We start from the raw sequence: 20,221 nt of genomic DNA on the forward strand, positions 1-20,221 counted from the left end.
TGACGAATAACCCGCTAAAGTTAATCTCGTCAACACGGCACTGCACTTCTGAATAAGTGGTCAGTAAAGCCGTAAAAATAACTGAAAGGAAGGATAGAGATTATGCGTAAATTAACTGCACTGTTTGTTGCTTCTACCCTGGCACTGGGCGCGGCGAATCTGGCCCACGCAGCGGATACGACGGCAGCGCCGGCAGACGCTAAACCGATGATGCAACATAAAGGCAAATTCGGTCCGCATCATGACATGATGTTTAAAGACCTGAATCTGACTGATGCGCAGAAACAGCAAATTCGTGAAATCATGAAAGGCCAGCGTGACCAGATGAAACGTCCGCCGGTAGAAGAACGCCGCGCAATGCACGAAATCATTGCCAGCGACAGCTTCGATAAAGCCAAAGCGGAAGCGCAGATCGCGAAGATGGAAGAGCAGCGCAAAGCCAATATGCTGGCGCACATGGAAACACAGAATAAGATCTACAACATTCTGACCCCTGAGCAGAAAAAGCAATTTAATGCTAATTTTGAGAAGCGTCTGACAGAACGTGCGGCGCGTACGGATAAAATGGCTCAACCTGCTGAGTAATCCTTAGCTAGGCTAAATTGAAGACCGCCGGTCCTGTTCACCCTCTCGATGGAGGCGGTGGACAGGATCGGCGGTTTTTTTTCATATCAACTGCCTAAGGGAAATCCTCACTGCTGCCGATAACGATCCCGTGCCCTAATTTGCCGCACGCTTTCTCTCAGGAGTGATAATGGACTATTTTGATATTCGCAAAATGCCGGTGAGTCTCTGGCGCAATGGCGCTGGTGAAACACGGGAAATTTGTTGTTTTCCCCCTGCGACCCGGGATTTTGACTGGCGCGCCAGCATTGCCTCGCTGGCCGGGAACGGTGAGTTCTCACTTTTCCCCGGCGTTGAGCGCGTGATTACGTTGCTGGAAGGAAGCGAAGTCACGCTCGAAAGCCAGGGCGCGTTCACCCATACCCTGAAAAAGCATCAGCCGTTCACTTTTCCCGGTGAGCGTGTGGTGAAAGCGACGCTGACGGAAGGGCAGATGTCGATGGACTTCAATATTATGACCCGTCGCGACGCCTGTCAGGCCAAAGTCAGGGTCGCCGATCGCACGTTTACCACGTTTGGTTCGCGGGGCGGCGTGGTATTCGTGATAAGCGGTACCTGGCAACTGGGGGAAAAGGTGTTAACCGCCGATCAGGGCGCTTGCTGGCATGATGGTAAGCACACGCTACGTTTACTCAAGCCTGAAGGGAAACTGCTGTTCAGTGAAATCACCTGGCTTCACGGTCACTCTCCCCATTCAGCTCAATAATTTCACAAGCCCCGGAGATGAGCGGTTTGCAGAGAATTTTATAACCGTCCTGGTCAAACCCCGCGGGGGTGCGCATCAGCGCCGCCGCCGCGTCCAGGGTTTCAACCGCGCCCAGCCAGAACCAGTTATTGATAATATGGAACTGGGTCATTTCCGGACGGCTCTCCTTAAGCGCAATGGCATTTTTCCACGGCCAGCAAACGACGCGAAGCCTTTCAAGCGATGCCAGCAAGCGCAACTGGTGTTCCTCCGGGCTCTCTTTGCCGCAACAGGCACCCGCGCAGCGATTCAATGCTGAACGAAAGCAGGCGCGTCCACGGCTCAGGGGTTCCAGCCCCAGCAAACCGTAACAGAGCTTTTGTTCATCTGCGAGAGATTGTAACGCTGCCAGGGCGCTGCGACGGTTGGCAAAAAGGCCAAACAGATCTGGCGCATGAGAGAAATCAATGTCGCGGGCATAAACAACCTGCACACGCTGTCCATTCACCTGCAGGGCGCAGAGCTGGCGATTTCGGCGCAGCCGCTTATTGAACAGCGGCTGTTGCTCTTTAATGAGTCGTGCTTCCAGCAATAACGCACCAATTTCACCCGCCGTACAGATCCAGGATATCCGCCGGGACTGGCGCAGCATGGCGGCTTCGTCAGGGGAGCGTAAGTGCGATAATACCCGACTACGCAGATTAACGCTTTTACCGATATAGAGTGGCATTGCCTCGCTTTCGCTGTGAAAAAGGTAAACGCCGGGAACGGAGGGAAGCGACTCCAGAAAAGGGCGAAGATGTTCGGGGTATTCGTATATTGCCGCTGCTTCAAACTCAAGACGAGGAACTGATTGACGCCGTACCACTGTTGACTCCAGATGCTGGTTATTCATCCAGTATAGCAGCGCGATGTCGATCAAAAAAGAGGCAGATGCGTGGTACTGGCCGGATAAGCCGTGATGCGTTATCCGGCACAGGAGGAATTATTTCTTCCAGAAGTCGTCAAACACGGTAATCGGAGGCCGACGCTTATGCTCCGTCTTCAGATACCACCCTTCAATGATTTTTGCGATGGCGGGATCGATCGCTTTACCTTCCAGGTAATCATCAATATTTTCATAGGTGACGCCGAGCGCGGCTTCATCGGGGAGAGAAGGGCGATCGTCTTCCAGGTCAGCGGTGGGTGCTTTCTTATAAAGATGTTCCGGACAACCTAACGCCGCCAGCAATTGCTTACCCTGACGCTTGTTGAGGCGGAACAGGGGGTTAATGTCGGTGCCGCCGTCGCCGTATTTGGTGAAGAAACCGGTAATAGCTTCTGCTGCATGGTCAGTGCCGACCACCACGCCGCTGGTCATTCCGGCGATACTGTACTGGGCCTTCATGCGCTCGCGCGCTTTTTCATTGCCGCGCACAAAATCACTTAACTCGATGCCAGCTTCGCGCAGCGCCTGTTCGCTTGCCAGCACTGAACCTTTGATATTAACGGTGAGCACCCGATCAGGCTGGATAAACGTAAGGGCATCCTGACAGTCCTGCTCGTCGAACTGCACGCCATAAGGCAGGCGCACTGCGATAAATTGCAGGGCATCATTGCCAGTTTCTGCGCGCAGCTCGCTAATCGCCATCTGGCAAAGTTTTCCCGCCAGCGTAGAGTCCTGCCCGCCGCTGATCCCCAGCACAAGGCTTTTCAGGAAAGGATACCGTTGCAGATAGGCTTTGAGGAAATCCACGCTGCGGCGGATCTCTTCCGCTGGATTAATGTGCGGTTTAGCGCCGAGCGCTTTGATGATCTCTTGTTGCAGAGCCATTTACCCCCTCCTATTAAAAGAATAAAAACAGACTGGGTTAAAGCTAACCCTTTGCTGTGGAAACGACAAGTCACCCTGCGGTAAGTGATGGTTAAAACAACAACCTTCTGCCCGATCGGAATTTGATGAAATATATCGTCTGCTAATCGTCAACTTGAAAAATGTCATATTGTATTCCAGACTTACATAACACGCTGATAAACAAGAGGACGATATATGAACAAGAATATAGCAGGAATTCTGGGTGCAGCGGCGGTATTGACTATGCTGGCAGGATGTACGGCGTATGACCGTACCAAAGATCAATTTGTCCAACCTGTGGTGAAAGACGTTAAAAAAGGCATGAGCCGGGCGCAGGTTGCACAGATTGCGGGGAAACCTTCATCTGAAGTGAGCATGGTTCACGCTCGCGGTACCTGTCAGACATACATCCTGGGTCAACGTGATGGTAAAGCAGAAACCTATTTTGTCGCCCTGGATGATACAGGTCATGTCATAAACTCAGGCTACCAGAGCTGTGCTGAATACGACACCGACCCACAGGCAGCTAAGCAGTAATATCTGTTTATTGCCTGAACAGCTCCCGAAACCGGCCACTGTGCCGGTTTTTTTGTTTCTGAATGATCTTAATTATTGCCGCGAATTATTTACCCGAAGTGTGAAGGGTGTCAAAACACCAGGTCAATGAGAGACAATTTTGGTGGTCAAGGAAATACCATCACTGAGTCCGATCCCGTATACTCGTTTCAGACACAGAATTAAGTCTTCCGGTTACGCAAGTTGTCCAGTGCACGGATGCAGGTTGAAGCTTGCGGCCTGTCTGGTTAACAGATAATCGCACATGAGGAGCGTTTTTATGGAAAAGAAACACATTTATCTGTTTTGCTCTGCGGGCATGTCTACATCTTTGCTGGTTTCGAAGATGCGTGCGCAGGCTGAAAAATATGAAGTGCCGGTTATTATTGAAGCATTTCCAGAAACACTGGCCGGAGAAAAAGGCCCAACAGCCGATGTCGTCTTATTAGGCCCGCAAATTGCTTATATGTTGCCCGAAATTCAGCGTTTGTTACCTGACAAACCTGTAGAAGTGATTGACTCGCTGTTGTATGGCAAAGTCGATGGTTTAGGCGTGCTTAAGGCTGCAGTTGCAGCAATTAAAAAAGCCGCTGCGAATTAATATTTTAATTTTTCCCGTCAAAGAGTTATTTCATTTACTTACACCGCAATATTCATTGCGGTATTTAAGGGTATTTTTCTATGAGTAACGTCATTGCTTCACTTGAAAAGGTACTCCTTCCTTTTGCTGTCAAAATAGGAAAGCAGCCGCACGTTAATGCAATCAAAAACGGTTTTATTCGCTTAATGCCGTTAACCCTCGCAGGGGCCATGTTTGTATTAATAAATAACGTTTTCCTCAGCTTTGGGGAGGGGTCATTTTTTTATTCCATGGGTATTCGCCTCGATGCTTCTACCATTGAAACGTTAAATAGTTTTAAAGGTATCGGCGGAAACGTCTACAACGGTACGCTGGGTATTATGTCTCTGATGGCTCCCTTCTTTATTGGGATGGCGCTGGCAGAGGAGCGTAAAGTTGACTCCCTGGCAGCGGGACTTTTATCCGTAGCCGCGTTTATGACTGTCACCCCTTACAGCGTGGGTGAGGCTTATGCCGTCGGCGCGAACTGGTTGGGCGGCGCGAATATCATTTCCGGTATTATTATCGGTCTGGTGGTCGCGGAAATGTTCACCTTCGTGATCCGTCGCAATTGGGTCATTAAATTACCCGACAGTGTCCCTGCCTCCGTATCGCGTTCATTCTCAGCGTTAATTCCGGGCTTTATTATCCTTTCTGTGATGGGGATCATCGGTTGGGCGCTGAACAACTGGGGAACAAACTTCCACCAGATCATCATGGACACCATTTCTACACCGCTGGCCTCTCTGGGTAGCGTTGTGGGTTGGGCCTATGTCCTGTTCGTTCCGCTGCTGTGGTTCTTCGGTATCCACGGTTCCCTGGCGCTGACCGCGCTGGATAGCGGGATTATGACGCCATGGGCACTGGAAAACATCGCCATCTACCAGCAGTACGGTTCTGTTGATGCCGCGCTGGCCGCGGGTAAAACGTTCCACATCTGGGCGAAGCCGATGCTGGACTCCTATATTTTCCTCGGTGGTAGCGGTGCAACCCTCGGTTTGATTATTGCTATCTTCCTGGCATCCCGCCGTGCGGATTATCGTCAGGTCGCAAAACTGGCGCTGCCATCCGGTATCTTCCAGATTAACGAACCGATTCTGTTCGGTCTGCCGATCATCATGAACCCGGTTATGTTTATCCCGTTCATTTTGGTTCAGCCGATTCTGGCCGCCATCACGCTGATTGCTTACTATCTGGGTATCATCCCGCCGATTACCAACATCGCGCCGTGGACAATGCCAACCGGTCTGGGGGCGTTCTTTAATACCAACGGAAGCGTCGCCGCGCTGTTGGTCGCACTGTTCAACTTAGGGATCGCCACGCTGATTTACCTGCCATTCGTGGTGGTGGCGAACAAAGCGCAGAACGTGATCGACAAAGAAGAGAGCGAAGAAGACATCGCTAACGCACTGAAATTCTAAGTTTAACCCGGCATGGGGCAACCCGTGCCGGGTGATAAAGAGGAGCAAGAATATGATGGATCTCGACAACATTACGGATTCCCAGACCGAAGCGGAAGAGCTTGAAGAAGTGGTCATGGGGCTGATTATCAACTCAGGACAGGCGCGCAGTCTGGCTTATGCAGCGCTCAAGCAGGCGAAGCAGGGTGATTTTGAGGCAGCGAAGGCGATGATGGATAAGTCGCGCCTGGCACTAAACGAAGCGCACCTGGTACAAACAAAACTGATTGAAGGCGATCAGGGCGAGGGTAAAATGAAGGTTAGCCTGGTGCTGGTTCATGCCCAGGATCACCTGATGACGTCAATGCTGGCCCGTGAACTGGTGACAGAGTTGATTGAGCTTCATGAGAAGCTGAGTAAGTAAGGAGTTGATGATGCAACTACAGGCCATCGCACCGGAAATTACCACTGCGCGTGAGCAGCAGTTGTTTAATGGCAAGAATTTCCATGTCTTTATCTACAACAAGACGGAGAGCGCCTGCGGTTTACATCAGCATGATTACTATGAGTTTACGCTGGTTTTGACCGGCCGCTATTATCAGGAAATCAACGGTAAACGCGTGCTGCTGGAGCGTGGGGACTTTGTGTTCGTTCCGCTGGGTTCGCATCATCAGAGCTTCTACGAGTTTGGCGCAACGCGCATTTTGAACGTTGGGATCAGCAGACGTTTTTTTGAACAGCACTACGGCCCGTTAATGCCATACTGCTTTGTGGCCTCGCAGGTCTATCGCACCAACAGCGCTTTTTTAACCTATGTCGAGACGGTAATCTCCTCACTCAACTTTCGCGATACCGGGCTGGAAGAATTTGTCGAAGTGGTCACCTTCTACATAATTAACCGCCTGCGACATTATCGTGAGGAGCAGGTTCTGGATGATATTCCGCAATGGTTAAAGGCCACTGTCGAGGCCATGCACGATAAAAGGCAGTTTGCTGAGCATGCGCTGGAAAATATGGTTGCCCTGTCCGCAAAATCACAGGAATACCTGACACGCGCAACGCAGCGTTATTACAGCAAAACGCCGATGCAATTAATTAATGAAATTCGCATCAATTTTGCTAAAAAGCAGTTAGAAATGACCAACTATTCTGTCACTGATATTGCTTATGAAGCAGGATACAGTAGTCCAAGTCTGTTTATAAAAACGTTTAAAAAAATGACGTCATTTACGCCAAATAGCTATCGTAAAAAGCTAACGCAATATAATCAGTAATTATTTTAGACAACAGGTTTTTAAGCTTGCCCATTAACGCCGGGACTGCCGGGTTATACCTGATACCAGGGCCAAGCATAATTCACGCCAGTGTAAAACACTGAAGGGAGAAATTATGAACCAGAAATTAAAAGTCGTCACCATTGGAGGCGGTAGCAGCTATACCCCGGAATTACTTGAAGGCTTTATTAAGCGTTACCACGAATTGCCGGTAACCGAATTGTGGCTGGTTGATGTGGCGGGCGGCGAAGAGAAACTGGATATTATTTATAATCTCTGCCAGCGAATGATCGATAAAGCCGGTGTGCCGATGAAGGTGTTCAAAACCCTCGACCGCCGCGAAGCGCTGAAGGATGCTGATTTTGTCACGACACAGCTGCGTGTAGGTCAACTGAAAGCCCGTGAACTGGATGAGCGTATTCCGCTGAGCCACGGCTACCTGGGCCAGGAAACCAACGGGGCAGGTGGTCTGTTTAAAGGACTGCGAACCATTCCGGTGATTTTTGACATTATCAAAGACGTCGAAGAACTGTGTCCGAACGCCTGGGTGATTAACTTTACTAACCCGGCCGGCATGGTGACCGAAGCGGTTTATCGTCACACCGGGTTTAAGCGCTTTATTGGCGTGTGCAACATTCCTGTCGGCATGAAGATGTTCATTGGTGATGTGCTGAAGTTGAGCGACAGCGACGATCTTTCCATCGATCTGTTTGGCCTCAACCATATGGTGTTCATTAAAGATGTGCTGGTGAATGGTAAATCCCGCTTCGCCGAACTGCTGGACGGCGTAGCCTCTGGTCAGCTTAAAGCCTCCGGCGTGAAGAACATTTTCGATCTGCCGTTCAGCGAAGGTCTGATTCGTTCACTGAACCTGCTGCCGTGTTCTTATCTGCTGTATTACTTTAAGCAGAAAGAGATGCTGGCGATTGAAATGGGTGAATACTATAAAGGCGGCGCGCGCGCTCAGGTGGTGCAGAAGGTCGAAAAACAACTGTTCGACCTGTATAAGAACCCGGATCTGAACGTGAAACCGAAAGAACTGGAACAGCGCGGTGGTGCATACTATTCCGACGCGGCCTGTGAAGTCATTAACGCCATCTTCAATGATAAGCAGACCGAGCACTACGTGAACATTCCCCATCATGGTCATGTAGACAACATTCCTGCTGACTGGGCGGTCGAAATGACCTGTACGCTGGGCCGTGATGGCGCGACGCCAACCCCGCGTATCACCCATTTCGACGAAAAAGTGATGGGCCTGATCTACACCATTAAAGGCTTTGAAGTGGCCGCAAGCAACGCAGCGCTGAGCGGTGAGTTTAATGATGTGTTGTTGGCACTGAATCTGAGCCCGTTGGTGCATTCCGATCGCGATGCTGAAATCCTGGCGCGTGAACTGATCCTTGCGCATGAGAAGTGGTTGCCGAACTTCGCTCAGTGCATTGAAAAGCTTAAAGGTACGCAACACTAATCGAGGTAGAGTATGGAACGCTTATTGATAGTAAACGCGGACGATTTTGGCCTGAGTAAGGGCCAAAACTACGGCATCGTGGAAGCCTGTCGTTATGGCGTGGTGACCTCTACAACGGCGCTGGTTAATGGTGAGGCTATTGACCATGCGACGCAGTTAAGCCGGGAAGTGCCAGAACTGGCGGTAGGGATGCACTTTGTCCTGACGCTGGGGAACCCCTTAACTGAGATGCCAGGGCTGACCCGCGAAGGGCGTCTGGGGAAATGGATATGGCAGATGGCTGAAGAGAATAGTCTGCCGCTGGATGAAATTTCTCGCGAACTGGAAAGTCAATATCAGCGTTTCATCGACCTGTTTGGGCGGGAGCCTACGCATCTGGACAGTCACCACCATGTGCATATGATCCCGCAGATTTTCCCGCTTGTGACCAGATTTGCCGCTGAACGCGGCGTTGCGCTGCGAATCGATCGCCAACCGGTGTTTAACGCAACGGATTTACCGCAAACTCTGCGTAGTTCGCAGGGTTTCAGCAGTGAGTTTTACGGTGAAGAGATTTCTGAAGCGTTATTTTTGAACGTACTGGATGCCTCAGCAAACCGTGGCAAGTCCTCACTGGAAGTCATGTGTCATCCGGCGTTCGTTGATAACACGATCCGCCAGAGCGCCTATTGTTACCCCCGTTTGGCTGAACTGGATGTGCTGACCTCTGATTCGCTAAGGAATGCGATTACAGAGCGTGGTTACCGCCTGGGCAGTTTTCTTGATGTGTGACTCCTGAGTTTGCGGCGCAAAATTGCGCCGCATTTTTTCCCTGGCCGACGAATCAGGCAGGCACCAAAGGAACTTTACCGGTGCGTGACCAGACGCGGTGACCCATCATTAGCGTAAAGAGCTGATCCATAAACTGGCTGTCAGCACTGTCTGCTTCCACAATGCCTTCTTCGCCCTGACTATCGACGTTTAGCACGGTTTTAAAGCGGCGGGCGTCACCGGCCAGTGCAATGGGCTTAAGGTGTTTATACGCTTCCAGCAGGTAATAGCGGGCATCACCGGTGTCTTCAATATCCGCAATATCGCCGCAAGGGACAATCACCGCATCCACCGTTAGCGACGGAGCGCCAGCAAAGGTGGCGGCAATGGTCAGTACTGAACCGTCATCCGCCACGACTTCACCCATTCGCGAATAGAGCAGCTTCGCATGTACGCCTTTTGCCTTTAACGCTTGTAGAATGGCCAGCAGATCGGCGGACTTCACTTTATCGTTGAGCAAAATCGCGACGACACGGCCTTTGATATCGCCATCGGGAATGGCGTACAGGCTCAGCGAAGGATCTTTTTTCACTCCGCTTACATCCGCAGGCGGCGCGATTTGCATTTGCTCAGGAGTCAGTTCGATCCCCAGATTTTTGCCCACGGCCTGTGCCAGATTAATATCTATCCGCGCAAGTTGATCGACCACCCGCTCACGAATATAAGCACGACCCACCTTACTTAACTCAAAGCTAAAGGCATCAATGATATGCAGTTGCTCAACGGGCGTCTGGCTTAGCCAGAAGAGACGAGGGTGGGCGTAGTATTCACCAAAAGAGGGGCTACGCTCACGGATTTTGTTACCGTCGACACGCTCCTGATAAGTCTCGAATCCGCCACGTTTGGGGCCAGGCGGCGTTTCACGCGGCCAGTTATCATTGATGGAGTTGGGTTCGTAGTTTGCCGGGTTGGTATCGATATCCTGGCGATGCATACCGTCACGCTGGAAGTTGTGATACGGGCAGGTTGGACGGTTAATCGGGATTTCATGGAAGTTAGGACCGCCGAGACGACTGATCTGCGTATCGGTATACGAGAACAGACGGCCCTGTAGCAAGGGATCGTTGGTGAAATCCAGACCCGGTACAATATGCCCCGGATGGAAGGCGGCCTGCTCGGTTTCGGCGAAGAAGTTATCGGGGTTACGGTTGAGCACCATTTTACCGACGCGCTGCACCGGAACCAGCTCTTCAGGAATCAGCTTGGTAGGGTCGAGAAGGTCAAAATCGAATTTGAACTCATCCTCTTCCGGGATGAGCTGGAAGCCTAGCTCATATTCCGGGAAATCACCGGCTTCAATGGCTTCCCACAGTTCGCGACGGTGAAAGTCCGGATCGCGACCGGTGAGCTTTTGCGCTTCGTCCCAGACCAGTGACGCTTTTCCGGCCAGCGGTTTCCAGTGAAAACGGACAAACGTCGCTTTGCCTTCGGCGTTAATCAGCCGGAAGGTATGGATGCCAAAGCCTTCCATGGTGCGGTAGCTACGCGGAATACCCCGGTCTGACATCGCCCAGATCACGTTATGCAGCGTTTCAGGCTGGAGCGACACATAATCCCAGAACGTATCGTGGGCGCTTTGTCCCTGAGGCAGAGCCCAGTGCGGCTCGGGTTTTACGGCATGAACGAAATCAGGGAATTTATGTGCATCCTGTATAAAAAAGACCGGCGTGTTATTACCGACCAGGTCAAATACGCCTTCTTCGGTGTAGAACTTCGTGGCAAAACCGCGAATATCACGCACGGTATCCGCTGAGCCTGCACCGCCCTGAACCGTGGAGAACCGGACGAACACTGGGGTGATCTTATCCGGATCGGAAAGGAAATCCGCTTTGGTGATATCGCTCAGATCTTTATACGGCTGGAAATAGCCGTGTGCCGCTGAGCCACGTGCGTGAACAATCCTTTCCGGAATGCGCTCATGGTCAAAATGGGTGATCTTCTCCCGCAGGATGAAATCCTCCAGCAGGGTTGGCCCGCGACTTCCTGCGCGCAGTGAGTTTTGATCGTCCGCGATACGAACGCCCTGATTCGTGGTTAGCGCAAAGTTTTCGCTACCCTTGCGCACGCTATCCAGTGCACTGAGCTTTTTATTCGCCGTGTCTGGCGCCTTCAGGCTGCCGGGCGCGGTGGGCTGAGCACCAGGTGGTGTGGGTTCAGGCGTTGGGCGGTGAGAGCCGTCCTCGGGTGCCAGTGAGTCCAGGCCGGGTTGTGATTCGCGGGTATCATGAACAGGCGAAGCATGTGGATGGGCATTTTTTTCATTATGCGACATTGAACTCGTCTCCATTTTCCATTGCTGAAAGGGTCGATGTTTTTTGTCAAAAACTCACTAACTATAGACCATCACTGGTTATCCGCCGGATAACACTCGCCCGATCGGGCAGTCTGTGGCAGAAAGAGCACGCCGAGAGCAGGACGGGCAGGGGAAAAATCAGCTAATATAGTGTTTTTCTGATTTTTAGAATTTGTCTTTAGTGAAGCCTTAATGATGAAACCTCTTCGCCAACAAAATCGCCCGGTTATTAGCTATGTGCCTCGCGTCGAACCTGCGCCTCCGGAACATGCAATAAAAATGGACGCCTTTCGTGACGTGTGGATATTACGCGGAAAGTATGTCGCGTTCGTCTTAATGGGGGAGTCGTTTCAGCGATCGCCTGCGTTTACCGTGCCGGAGTCCGCTCAACGTTGGGCAAATCAGGTGCGCCAGGAAAACGAGATCGCGGATTAATTAGCGATGTCGCCACGCTCAAATAAAAAAACCGCCGAGGCGGTTTTTTTATTTAGCATGTCACTTCGGACGGGTGTTAACGATGTGCCAGTTCGGCGTCGTCTTCGCTGTCCAGAATGGTTTTATCGGTTTGCTTGAGCCACTGACTGGCAAGCGTCCCTGCCGTCATTGAACCGCTCACGTTCAGTGCGGTACGTCCCATGTCGATCAGCGGCTCGACGGAGATCAACAGCGCCACCAGCGTTACCGGCAGGCCCATTGCCGGCAGAACAATCAGCGCAGCGAACGTTGCGCCACCACCAACGCCGGCAACCCCAGCGGAGCTCACGGTGACGATACCCACCAGGGTAGCAATCCACACCGGATCTAACGGGTTAATCCCGACGGTAGGGGCGACCATGACTGCCAGCATGGCAGGGTACAGGCCCGCACAGCCGTTCTGACCAATCGTTGCGCCAAAAGAGGCGGCAAAGCTGGCTATCGATTCCGGCACACCCAGACGACGCGTCTGCGCTTCAACGTTCAGCGGGATAGACGCGGCGCTGGAACGACTGGTGAAAGCAAAGGTCAGCACCGGCCATACCTTGCGGAAGTACTTGAGCGGGCTCACGCCGTTAACACCCAGCAGTACGCCGTGTACCACAAACATAATCCCCAGACCCAGGTAAGAGGCGATCACAAAGCTACCGAGCTTAATGATGTCCTGCAGGTTTGAACCCGCCACCACTTTGGTCATCAGCGCCAACACGCCGTATGGCGTAAGTTGCATCACCAGACGAACCAGCTTCATAACCCAGCTTTGCAGGGTATCGATAGCAGTTAATACGCGTTCACCTTTAGGGGCGTCATCTTTCAGCAGCTTCAGGGCGGCAACCCCGAGGAAGGCGGCGAAAATCACAACGCTGATAATTGACGTCGGATTGGCACCGGTCAGATCGGCAAACGGGTTTTTCGGCACAAACGACAGCACCAGTTGCGGAACGCTGAGATCGGCCACTTTGCCAACATAGTTGGTTTCAATTGCGTTCAGACGCGCTGTTTCTGCGCCCCCTTGCACCAGACCTTCGGCCGTCAGACCAAAGAGATTGGTGACCAGAACACCGACAAGTGCAGCAATCAGGGTCGTGAACAACAGCGTACCAATGGTCAGGAAGCTGATTTTCCCCAACTGCGAGGCGTTATGCAAACGGGCGACCGCGCTCAGAATCGAAGCGAACACCAGCGGCATGACGATCATTTGCAGCAGTTGCACATAGCCGTTGCCGACGATATTGAACCACTGGACGGAATCCTTCAGTACCTGACTGTCAGAACCATAAATAGTGTGCAGGGCCAGACCAAAGATCACCCCCATCACCAGACCGACCAGTACTTTCTTTGCCAGACTCCATTGTTTATGACGGGCTTGCGCCAGCACAAACAGCAGAATAACGAACACCACAATGTTCGCGATTAATGGAAAATTCATCCCCGTTCTCCTGATTTATTATTCGTGTTGCTATCTGGAGCGACACTGATGGCGCAAGGTTACCAGAACTGTGACGGCGCTCTTATATTCAAATGGAATTGCTTATAGCAAAAATGACAATTACGCCGATTAACTAATCGATCTGGTGCTTTATAAAGCGATTGAATTGCAATTGCAGCGTATTGATCATATCGGATGACCAGCGAATTGCACTGTTCTGGGGCAAGGTTTGTGGCATCCACACCGCCCACGCAAAAAGTGCCATACAGAGAAAGCGTTCAAGCTGGTTCCCCTTCTGTGGAACAAGAATGGGCAGGCGAAACCGCCAGCGGCAGGGCCAAAGCAAGGGGACACCTGCCGGAGTTAACATATCCGCCGCAATGTGGCTCAGATAACCCACAACCATACCCTGCAACGCATCGGCAGGGATAAACCAGCTTTCTGGTACCTTAAGATAGAACGTCGCCAGCAGTGCAAATACAGCCAACAGGCTATGGGTGAATCCTCGATGGCCAAACGCGCGGGCAATCGGCTTAGAAACCCATTTTAATCGCTGCCCCAGGAAGGATTTGGGGTGATCGATATCAGGCAACAGACAGGTAAGGATCGCGGAAGGAACGATATGCCACCAGTCACCCTGCGCAAGTACGGGCGTAAGCTCAGCGTTTTTCGCAAACACCGCACAGGCAATAGAAAAGAGGAGGTGACCTTCCGCCGTCATGATAAAACTCGCTAGACTGTTAATTCGTACAGTATAGGATTTTTATACAGTAGGCGGAAGTGGTGACGTTGTAACTCTTTGTCAATAATGCGCGTTTATCGCGCTAACCATCCGCCATCGACGGCAATGGTATAGCCATTGATGTAATCGGAAGCGCCTGAGGCCAGGAATACTACCGGTCCTTGTAGATCTTGTGGGGTTCCCCAACGACCAGCGGGGATGCGTTCGACAATCTCTTGATTGCGCGCGGCATCTTCTCTGAGTTGTTGCGTATTATTAGTTGCCATGTAGCCCGGGGCGATAGCGTTGACATTGATCTTGTGCTGCGCCCATTCGTTTGCCAGCAAGCGGGTAATGCCGAGCACGCCGCTTTTTGACGCCGTATAGGAAGGCACGCGAATGCCACCCTGAAATGAGAGCATTGACGCGATATTGATGATTTTGCCTCCGTTCCCCTGATGCAGGAACTGGCGTGCCACGGCCTGCGAGAGAAAGAAAACGGATTTGAGATTCAGGTTCATCACTTCGTCCCAGTCTTTTTCGCTAAAACTGAGCGCATCTTCTCGACGAATCGTTCCGGCATTGTTTACCAGTACGTCAATGCGGCCGAATTTTTCCACGCTCTGGGTGACGACACGCTCGATGGCGCTTTGCTGGCTGAGATCGGCCTGAATAGCGAAAAAACGTCGCCCCAGAGCTTCGACCTGCGCCGCCGTTTCATGAGGAATTTTGCGATTAACGCCAATGATGTCGCAGCCCGCTTCAGCCAGCGCAAGCGCCATTCCTTGCCCGAGCCCGGTATCGCAACCGGTGACGATGGCGACTTTACCCGTGAGACGAAACGCATCCAGAATCATAATTACCTCGGCTATTCATTGTTATCGGTTTGATGCCCTGCAGAAAGGATAGAAGAGGATGATGTGGATTTCAATAAAAAATAAAACACCGTTTCATTTTAAATGATGGGCAATGCTGCCATTGCCCATGGCGGTTTAGCCCAGAAGATCAGCGAGGGTCAATTCGGTCAACGAGTTGAGTTTCACGTTGGCGAGGGCAAATCGCGGATCGTGGCGGACGTCTTCTGCCGGGACGACAATGGAACGCATCCGTGCCGCTTTAGAGGCGATCATGCCATTTACCGAGTCCTCCAGTGCCACACAGGTTAACGGGTCAACGCCCAGTTTAGCCGCGCAGTCCAGATAAACCTGAGGATGCGGTTTGCTGTACGGGAGTTTCTCCGCCGAGGCGAGGGCATCAAAGCTGTCGCGCAGATCAAACATGGTCAACACTTTCTCCAGCATATGTAACGGAGAGGCCGAGGCCAGGCCAACCTTCAATCCCTGTGCTTTACACAACGCAACGGCTTCACGCACGCCGGGTAACAGCGGGCGGGTCTCTTCAACGAGGGAGATCGCACGGGTAATAACACGATCAACGATCTCCTGCCGGCTCGGTCCGTTCCAGGGCTGTTGCGCGAACCACAAATCCACAACCATATCGATACGCAGACCCAGTGTATCCGGGAGTTCGTGGCGACGGGAGATATCTACGCCTACACTTGCCAGCACATCCAGTTCAGCACGTTCCCACAACGGTTCTGAATCAATCAGCAGCCCGTCCATATCAAAAATTGCAGCAAGAATTTGACGCGGAGTTGACATTACCACCTCTCTTTTGAGCATTAAAATGTAAGGTATTCGGCATTCAGAATAAAATAGAGGGTATCATAGCGCCTTTAAAGATCGGGCGAAAACGGTTATCAGCAGATAGACTTAAGCCAAAACGACGCGTCTTTATCAAGGGGAACTCATGACGTATCAACAAGCTGGACGCATAGCAATATTAAAAAGGATTTTTGGTTGGGTGATTTTTATCCCCGCGCTACTCTCCACGCTCATTTCTGTTTTGAAATTTATGTATGCGCATAGTGAAAAACAGGAGGGAATTAATGCGGTCATGCTCGATTTTACGCATGTGATGATCGACATGATGCGGGTCAACACGCCGTTTTTGAACATCTTCTGGTACAACTCGCCGACGCCGGATTTTCAAAATAGCCTGAACATTTTGTTCTGGATAATCTTCATTTTGATTTTTGTCGGGCTGGCGATGCAGGATTCAGGGGCAAGAATGAGTCGTCAGGCGCGTTTTTTGCGTGAGGGCATTGAAGACCAACTGATTCTGGAAAAAGCGAAAGGCAGCGAAGGGTTGTCACGTGAGGCACTCGAAGCGAGGGTGATTGTTCCACATCACACGCTGTTGTTGCAGATCTTTCCTCTCTACATTTTGCCGGTGATTACCCTCATTATTGGCTACGTGTTCTTCTCTTTGCTGGGGTTTGTGTAAGCGAACCCGTGGCCGGAAGGCAATTCGCGGCTTATCCGGCCAACAATTCAAACGGTTCCGCATGCCCGATGAGCTTAGCGCCATCGGGCACTATCGTTATACCGCCAACAGCCTGTCCATCGCTTTCTGTGCAATCACCAGATGCTGTCCACCAAACAATCTTGCCCGGTTAAGCAGCGTGTACAGCTGATAGATGGGTTGTCTCTCGAGAAAATCATTGGGCAACGGAGAGACGGACTGGTAGCCGTCATAAATCTGCGGGGGCTGCTCAGCATGCAGCGGCAGCATCGCCAGATCACACTCTCGGTCTCCCCAATAACAGGCGGGATCAAAAAGATAAGGGCCGTCCGGTCCTAATGCGCAGTTTCCGGACCACAAATCACCGTGCAGCAAAGACGGCTGCGGTTGATGTGAAGAAAGGCGCTGCTGGACATGCTCAACAATCGCGTCAATATTACCGAAGGCAATCCCTTTCTCTGCTGCAAGCTCCAGTTGCCAGCCGATACGCTGTTCGGCAAAAAATGTCGACCAGCGTCGTTGCCAGGCATTCGGCTGTGGCGTGGTGGAAAGTGCGTTATCGAAATCCAGCCCGAACTGGGGCTGATCGCTCCAGCCATGCAGGTGGGCCAGTTGCTGACCCAGAATGAAGGCGTTATGCGCATCCAACGGACGGGGAGGGAGGAAATCCATCACCAGAAAACTGTAATCTCGATCTGCCCCCACCGCCCAGACTTTGGGGACGTTGACGGTACGGCTGCGTGATAACAGTTCCAGCTGATCGGCTTCTGCCGTGAAGCCAGGGAGGAGTTCCCTTTCATCACATTTAACGAAGAAATCGCGTCCGGCATAGCGCAAGTGCCATGCGGCATGGATCTCTCCGCCAGGCAGTTCGTTACGCAGTTCGATTTCGCCTTCGCCCAATTGCTCGCTTAAAAGACGACTGATAGCCTGCCACATGATGTCTCTCCCCATGTTGTCTGCCAGATCATAAGGTTAGCGCAAATATGTAGTTAAAAAACACGAACTAACGCACATCGTGGATGAGTTATCCTAAAAAAGACATTTATTGCCTGTCTTTCTGCCACGTCTCCCAGGTGACCACGGTGACGTCTGGTTCCTGACCTAAAGCACTTTCAGCCAGTCCGGCCGCCAGCGCCTTGACCTCATCTTCGCTCTGCGCGCTGATGAACGCAAACGTGTTCGTTCCCAGTTCATGCACATGACCGTCATCATCCGTGAGGGTGAGAACAAAACCGGCGCGCGCGAGATGATTATTAAGCTCGTTTATTTCAGTTAATGAATGCTCGTGAAATTTTACGGATACGACATATCGGGTGATTTCTCCACTGGCCATTTTACACCTCTCTGTAAACTCATGAGTTTTCAGAATAGACGGTGAAACCTGATGCTGACAGCTTTGTGGGTTAATTCCCCCTCCGACAGAAGGGGGCGCAAGTTACTGTTGGGACAAGTAAGCGTAGATTTTTTGGGTATCTTCGTGGGAGCACAGGCGCGTGCCTTGGTTAATGGTTGCTGCGCTACCTGCCGCGACGCCGAAGCGAACCATATCTTCCAGCGAGGCACCTTCCGCAAGCTTGAGGGTCATCGCGCCGACCATGCTGTCACCTGCGCCTACTGTGCTCTGGCTTTTCACCGGAGGCGGAACCACCTGTACACAGGTTTCGCTATCCACGCCCAGTGCCCCCTGAGGCCCGAGCGAAACCACCACGCGAAGCGCTTTACCGCTGCGGACCAGTTCTTGCGCCGCATTGCGCACGTCATCAGGCTGAGTCAGTTCACGATTCACAAGTACGCTGAGCTCTTTCTGGTTTGGTTTTACCAGTTCGATATTACCAATGGCTAAAGCTGCGGTAAGCGCCTCGCCGGAGCTGTCGATAATGCAGCGAATGCCCTGGTGCTGCGCGGCGGTAATCAGTTGGGTTAATTTTTCGACCTTCACGCCGGGTGGCAGGCTGCCGCTGATGACCAGAATAGCGCCAGATTCAATTTCTAGAACCTGTTCTTCCAGTTGGCGAAATTCGTCATCATCCAGCGCGGCGCCAGGCATGACAAAGCGATACTGCTCACCGCTCGCTTCGACATGAACGTGTAGATTCTGGCGGGTCCAGTCTTTTGCTTCAACCGTGGATACCGGAACATTTTCATCGGCAAGCAGGGAGACCAGGTGTTCACCCGTCGCGCCACCGACAGGAAATATTGCCGTTGCCTTACCGCCGAGATGGGCAATTGCACGAGCGACATTAATACCGCCGCCGCCCGGCTCAAAAACCGGGGCGGTGCAGCGCAATTTCCCTTCGGGATAGATTTGCGGGGTGATTGTTGCGCTATCGAGAGAGGGCGCAAGTGTTAACGTATAGATACGTACCATCTTTACCTCCTGTTAGGCTAACTTCAGTCTGGCACTGAATAAACAGAAAGTGAAGTAATTAACAAACTGATTTATTGGATATTATTAATTTAAATTGCGTTAAGTATATATATACTTTTTATTGTTTTGAGAACGCTCTTATTCAAAAAATGAAATAATAATTGATTGCTATGTTATTCGAGCCTTTTTATAATTTGTTACCTTTCCTGGGTCGTTAGTCTTTGATCCCGCAGAAAGTTTCCGGGACCATCAAGGTCTCTTTTTTTGTTGTACGGACTCTTAATAAATGAAGCTCTTAAAGACAGTTCCCGCTGCAGTTCTGCTGGCGGGGGGCGTGTTTGCGTCAATGTATGCAGCCGCCGATGATTCCGTTTTTACTGTCATGGATGATCCCTCAAGTGCGAAAAAGCCCTTCGAAGGTAACCTTAACGCAGGTTATCTGGCGCAGTCAGGCAACACGAAAAGTTCTTCCTTAACCGCAGATTCGACGATGACCTGGTACGGGCAAGCCACCGCATGGTCGCTGTGGGGAAATGCCAGCAATACCTCTTCTAATGACGAACGCTCTTCGGAGAAATATGCGGTCGGCGGTCGTAGTCGTTATAACATGACCGATTACGATTACCTGTTCGGTCAGGCGAGTTGGCTGACGGATCGCTACAACGGTTATCACGAGCGCGATACGGCGACGGCGGGTTATGGTCGTCAGTTCCTTAACGGACCGGTGCACAGCTTCCGTTTTGAATTTGGTCCTGGCGTTCGTTATGACGAGCGCACTGACGGCACACACGAAACGCAGCCGCTGGGTTATGCATCAGGGGCTTACGCATGGCAGCTGACTGACAACACCAAATTTAACCAGGGCGTGTCCGTCTTTGGCGCTGAAGATACCACCGTCAATTCCGAGACGGCTCTTAATGTTGATATCAACGAACATTTTGGTTTGAAAGTCGCTTATAACGTGACCTGGAACTCTGAACCGCCTGCGACGGCACCGGAACATACCGATCGCCGCACCACGGTTTCACTGGGCTATAAGATGTAATTGCAAGCCAGGTCGCTTATCCGGCCTGGCGTCATCAAAATATATACTCTTGCCAGACCTATCCCCAAATCATCGCTGCCCAGCGCAACATCAGCATTGCTCCGCAGATGGCAAGCAGCACCACTACCATCTTCCAGTGTTTTTTGGCAAAGCGATTTGTCGGCATCGCGGTTTCCTGTGTGTTTCGGATAATTATTACGAGTTTAACAAAACCCCGGGTCATTCAGTGTAATGATTTACGTTAATACACGT

General features: G+C 51.5%; 23 protein-coding genes. 12 read left to right on the top strand and 11 right to left on the bottom strand.

Features of this window, described 5'->3' with window-relative positions; all coding sequences use genetic code 11:
* Positions 1-102: 102 nt before the first annotated feature.
* Positions 103-585, top strand: coding sequence for an ATP-independent periplasmic protein-refolding chaperone Spy (gene spy / locus HVY19_RS09020; RefSeq protein ID WP_181683967.1), 483 nt, complete (start codon positions 103-105; stop codon positions 583-585).
* 169 nt (positions 586-754) lie between these two features.
* On the top strand, positions 755-1,330 hold the full coding sequence (gene ves, locus HVY19_RS09025) for an environmental stress-induced protein Ves (RefSeq protein ID WP_181683968.1): 576 nt from the start codon (positions 755-757) through the stop codon (positions 1,328-1,330).
* On the opposite strand, the gene cho is transcribed toward ves, so the two are convergent.
* On the bottom strand, positions 1,290-2,177 hold the full coding sequence (cho, locus tag HVY19_RS09030; RefSeq protein ID WP_181683969.1) for an excinuclease Cho: 888 nt from the start codon (positions 2,175-2,177) through the stop codon (positions 1,290-1,292). The genes ves and cho overlap by 41 nt on opposite strands.
* Positions 2,178-2,294: 117 nt before the next feature.
* A complete protein-coding gene (gene nadE / locus HVY19_RS09035; RefSeq protein ID WP_181683970.1) occupies positions 2,295-3,122 on the bottom strand; it encodes an ammonia-dependent NAD(+) synthetase in 828 nt (275 codons plus the stop codon).
* Between the two features lie 216 nt (positions 3,123-3,338).
* Here nadE and osmE point away from each other — a divergent pair, with 216 nt between their 5' ends.
* The 7 genes from osmE (at position 3,339) to chbG (ending at position 9,233) form a co-directional block, all read left to right on the top strand.
* The gene (gene osmE / locus HVY19_RS09040) at positions 3,339-3,680 is read left to right on the top strand and encodes an osmotically-inducible lipoprotein OsmE (RefSeq protein WP_181683971.1); all 342 of its coding nucleotides are present in this window, start codon (positions 3,339-3,341) and stop codon (positions 3,678-3,680) included.
* A gap of 298 nt (positions 3,681-3,978) precedes the next feature.
* A complete protein-coding gene (chbB, locus tag HVY19_RS09045) occupies positions 3,979-4,299 on the top strand; it encodes a PTS N,N'-diacetylchitobiose transporter subunit IIB (RefSeq protein ID WP_181683972.1) in 321 nt (106 codons plus the stop codon).
* A gap of 80 nt (positions 4,300-4,379) precedes the next feature.
* Positions 4,380-5,738 carry a PTS N,N'-diacetylchitobiose transporter subunit IIC gene (chbC, locus tag HVY19_RS09050; protein ID WP_181683973.1) on the top strand — a complete coding sequence of 453 codons (1,359 nt, stop codon included), beginning with the start codon at positions 4,380-4,382 and terminating at the stop codon, positions 5,736-5,738.
* 52 nt (positions 5,739-5,790) lie between these two features.
* Complete coding sequence (gene chbA / locus HVY19_RS09055) at positions 5,791-6,141, top strand: PTS N,N'-diacetylchitobiose transporter subunit IIA (protein ID WP_181683974.1); 351 nt, start codon at positions 5,791-5,793, stop codon at positions 6,139-6,141.
* Between the two features lie 7 nt (positions 6,142-6,148).
* The gene (gene chbR, locus HVY19_RS09060) at positions 6,149-6,991 is read left to right on the top strand and encodes a transcriptional regulator ChbR (protein WP_181683975.1); all 843 of its coding nucleotides are present in this window, start codon (positions 6,149-6,151) and stop codon (positions 6,989-6,991) included.
* A 115-nt stretch (positions 6,992-7,106) separates the two neighbouring features.
* On the top strand, positions 7,107-8,462 hold the full coding sequence (locus tag HVY19_RS09065; protein ID WP_181683976.1) for a 6-phospho-beta-glucosidase: 1,356 nt from the start codon (positions 7,107-7,109) through the stop codon (positions 8,460-8,462).
* Positions 8,463-8,474: 12 nt separating this feature from the next.
* Positions 8,475-9,233, top strand: coding sequence for a chitin disaccharide deacetylase (gene chbG, locus HVY19_RS09070; RefSeq protein WP_181683977.1), 759 nt, complete (start codon positions 8,475-8,477; stop codon positions 9,231-9,233).
* 52 nt (positions 9,234-9,285) lie between these two features.
* Here chbG and katE read toward each other — a convergent pair whose 3' ends face one another.
* Entirely contained in the window at positions 9,286-11,544 is a 2,259-nt protein-coding gene (katE, locus tag HVY19_RS09075; RefSeq protein WP_181683978.1) for a catalase HPII, read from the bottom strand.
* 213 nt (positions 11,545-11,757) lie between these two features.
* On the opposite strand from katE, the gene cedA reads away from it, so the two are divergent.
* Positions 11,758-12,000 (top strand): cell division activator CedA, encoded by a 243-nt coding sequence (gene cedA, locus HVY19_RS09080; RefSeq protein WP_181683979.1) that lies wholly within the window; start codon positions 11,758-11,760, stop codon positions 11,998-12,000.
* Between the two features lie 76 nt (positions 12,001-12,076).
* Here the strand turns inward: cedA and tcyP are convergent, their stop codons facing one another.
* The 4 genes from tcyP to hxpB all read right to left on the bottom strand — a co-directional run bounded on the left by tcyP (position 12,077) and on the right by hxpB (position 15,850).
* A complete protein-coding gene (gene tcyP / locus HVY19_RS09085) occupies positions 12,077-13,468 on the bottom strand; it encodes a cystine/sulfocysteine:cation symporter (protein ID WP_181683980.1) in 1,392 nt (463 codons plus the stop codon).
* 133 nt (positions 13,469-13,601) lie between these two features.
* Positions 13,602-14,189 (bottom strand): metal-dependent hydrolase, encoded by a 588-nt coding sequence (locus tag HVY19_RS09090; protein WP_181683981.1) that lies wholly within the window; start codon positions 14,187-14,189, stop codon positions 13,602-13,604.
* A 95-nt stretch (positions 14,190-14,284) separates the two neighbouring features.
* Positions 14,285-15,046, bottom strand: coding sequence for a 2-dehydro-3-deoxy-D-gluconate 5-dehydrogenase KduD (gene kduD / locus HVY19_RS09095; protein WP_181683982.1), 762 nt, complete (start codon positions 15,044-15,046; stop codon positions 14,285-14,287).
* A gap of 135 nt (positions 15,047-15,181) precedes the next feature.
* Positions 15,182-15,850: a hexitol phosphatase HxpB gene (hxpB, locus tag HVY19_RS09100; protein WP_181683983.1), complete on the bottom strand. Its 669-nt coding sequence runs from the start codon at positions 15,848-15,850 to the stop codon at positions 15,182-15,184.
* Between the two features lie 148 nt (positions 15,851-15,998).
* Here hxpB and HVY19_RS09105 point away from each other — a divergent pair, with 148 nt between their 5' ends.
* Positions 15,999-16,535, top strand: coding sequence for a YniB family protein (locus HVY19_RS09105; RefSeq protein ID WP_181683984.1), 537 nt, complete (start codon positions 15,999-16,001; stop codon positions 16,533-16,535).
* 96 nt (positions 16,536-16,631) lie between these two features.
* On the opposite strand, the gene HVY19_RS09110 is transcribed toward HVY19_RS09105, so the two are convergent.
* From HVY19_RS09110 to pfkB, 3 genes are all read right to left on the bottom strand, one after another.
* Positions 16,632-17,492 (bottom strand): fructosamine kinase family protein, encoded by an 861-nt coding sequence (locus HVY19_RS09110; protein WP_181683985.1) that lies wholly within the window; start codon positions 17,490-17,492, stop codon positions 16,632-16,634.
* Positions 17,493-17,598: 106 nt separating this feature from the next.
* Positions 17,599-17,889 carry a type V toxin-antitoxin system endoribonuclease antitoxin GhoS gene (ghoS, locus tag HVY19_RS09115; protein ID WP_181683986.1) on the bottom strand — a complete coding sequence of 97 codons (291 nt, stop codon included), beginning with the start codon at positions 17,887-17,889 and terminating at the stop codon, positions 17,599-17,601.
* Between the two features lie 102 nt (positions 17,890-17,991).
* Positions 17,992-18,924: a 6-phosphofructokinase II gene (gene pfkB, locus HVY19_RS09120; RefSeq protein WP_181683987.1), complete on the bottom strand. Its 933-nt coding sequence runs from the start codon at positions 18,922-18,924 to the stop codon at positions 17,992-17,994.
* A gap of 286 nt (positions 18,925-19,210) precedes the next feature.
* Here pfkB and HVY19_RS09125 point away from each other — a divergent pair, with 286 nt between their 5' ends.
* On the top strand, positions 19,211-19,969 hold the full coding sequence (locus HVY19_RS09125) for a YdiY family protein (RefSeq protein ID WP_181683988.1): 759 nt from the start codon (positions 19,211-19,213) through the stop codon (positions 19,967-19,969).
* Between the two features lie 58 nt (positions 19,970-20,027).
* Here the strand turns inward: HVY19_RS09125 and yniD are convergent, their stop codons facing one another.
* Positions 20,028-20,135: a small membrane protein YniD gene (yniD, locus tag HVY19_RS09130; RefSeq protein WP_181683989.1), complete on the bottom strand. Its 108-nt coding sequence runs from the start codon at positions 20,133-20,135 to the stop codon at positions 20,028-20,030.
* Positions 20,136-20,221: the final 86 nt, after the last annotated feature.

This window comes from Citrobacter sp. RHB25-C09, assembly GCF_013836145.1.
Lineage (GTDB): Bacteria > Pseudomonadota > Gammaproteobacteria > Enterobacterales > Enterobacteriaceae > Citrobacter_A.

What these genes read in the sequence shown, in the direction of transcription:
- chbB (WP_181683972.1), top strand. Translation starts at nt 3,979, where the DNA reads ATGGAAAAGAAACACATTTATCTGTTTTGCTCTGCGGGCATGTCTACA.
- HVY19_RS09125 (WP_181683988.1), top strand. Translation starts at nt 19,211, where the DNA reads ATGAAGCTCTTAAAGACAGTTCCCGCTGCAGTTCTGCTGGCGGGGGGC.
- chbG (WP_181683977.1), top strand. Translation starts at nt 8,475, where the DNA reads ATGGAACGCTTATTGATAGTAAACGCGGACGATTTTGGCCTGAGTAAG.
- ghoS (WP_181683986.1), bottom strand. Translation starts at nt 17,889, where the DNA reads ATGGCCAGTGGAGAAATCACCCGATATGTCGTATCCGTAAAATTTCAC.
- pfkB (WP_181683987.1), bottom strand. Translation starts at nt 18,924, where the DNA reads ATGGTACGTATCTATACGTTAACACTTGCGCCCTCTCTCGATAGCGCA.
- tcyP (WP_181683980.1), bottom strand. Translation starts at nt 13,468, where the DNA reads ATGAATTTTCCATTAATCGCGAACATTGTGGTGTTCGTTATTCTGCTG.
- HVY19_RS09105 (WP_181683984.1), top strand. Translation starts at nt 15,999, where the DNA reads ATGACGTATCAACAAGCTGGACGCATAGCAATATTAAAAAGGATTTTT.
- cedA (WP_181683979.1), top strand. Translation starts at nt 11,758, where the DNA reads ATGATGAAACCTCTTCGCCAACAAAATCGCCCGGTTATTAGCTATGTG.
- nadE (WP_181683970.1), bottom strand. Translation starts at nt 3,122, where the DNA reads ATGGCTCTGCAACAAGAGATCATCAAAGCGCTCGGCGCTAAACCGCAC.
- kduD (WP_181683982.1), bottom strand. Translation starts at nt 15,046, where the DNA reads ATGATTCTGGATGCGTTTCGTCTCACGGGTAAAGTCGCCATCGTCACC.
- chbR (WP_181683975.1), top strand. Translation starts at nt 6,149, where the DNA reads ATGATGCAACTACAGGCCATCGCACCGGAAATTACCACTGCGCGTGAG.
- HVY19_RS09065 (WP_181683976.1), top strand. Translation starts at nt 7,107, where the DNA reads ATGAACCAGAAATTAAAAGTCGTCACCATTGGAGGCGGTAGCAGCTAT.
- ves (WP_181683968.1), top strand. Translation starts at nt 755, where the DNA reads ATGGACTATTTTGATATTCGCAAAATGCCGGTGAGTCTCTGGCGCAAT.
- yniD (WP_181683989.1), bottom strand. Translation starts at nt 20,135, where the DNA reads ATGCCGACAAATCGCTTTGCCAAAAAACACTGGAAGATGGTAGTGGTG.
- HVY19_RS09090 (WP_181683981.1), bottom strand. Translation starts at nt 14,189, where the DNA reads ATGACGGCGGAAGGTCACCTCCTCTTTTCTATTGCCTGTGCGGTGTTT.
- chbC (WP_181683973.1), top strand. Translation starts at nt 4,380, where the DNA reads ATGAGTAACGTCATTGCTTCACTTGAAAAGGTACTCCTTCCTTTTGCT.
- spy (WP_181683967.1), top strand. Translation starts at nt 103, where the DNA reads ATGCGTAAATTAACTGCACTGTTTGTTGCTTCTACCCTGGCACTGGGC.
- osmE (WP_181683971.1), top strand. Translation starts at nt 3,339, where the DNA reads ATGAACAAGAATATAGCAGGAATTCTGGGTGCAGCGGCGGTATTGACT.
- HVY19_RS09110 (WP_181683985.1), bottom strand. Translation starts at nt 17,492, where the DNA reads ATGTGGCAGGCTATCAGTCGTCTTTTAAGCGAGCAATTGGGCGAAGGC.
- hxpB (WP_181683983.1), bottom strand. Translation starts at nt 15,850, where the DNA reads ATGTCAACTCCGCGTCAAATTCTTGCTGCAATTTTTGATATGGACGGG.
- katE (WP_181683978.1), bottom strand. Translation starts at nt 11,544, where the DNA reads ATGTCGCATAATGAAAAAAATGCCCATCCACATGCTTCGCCTGTTCAT.
- chbA (WP_181683974.1), top strand. Translation starts at nt 5,791, where the DNA reads ATGATGGATCTCGACAACATTACGGATTCCCAGACCGAAGCGGAAGAG.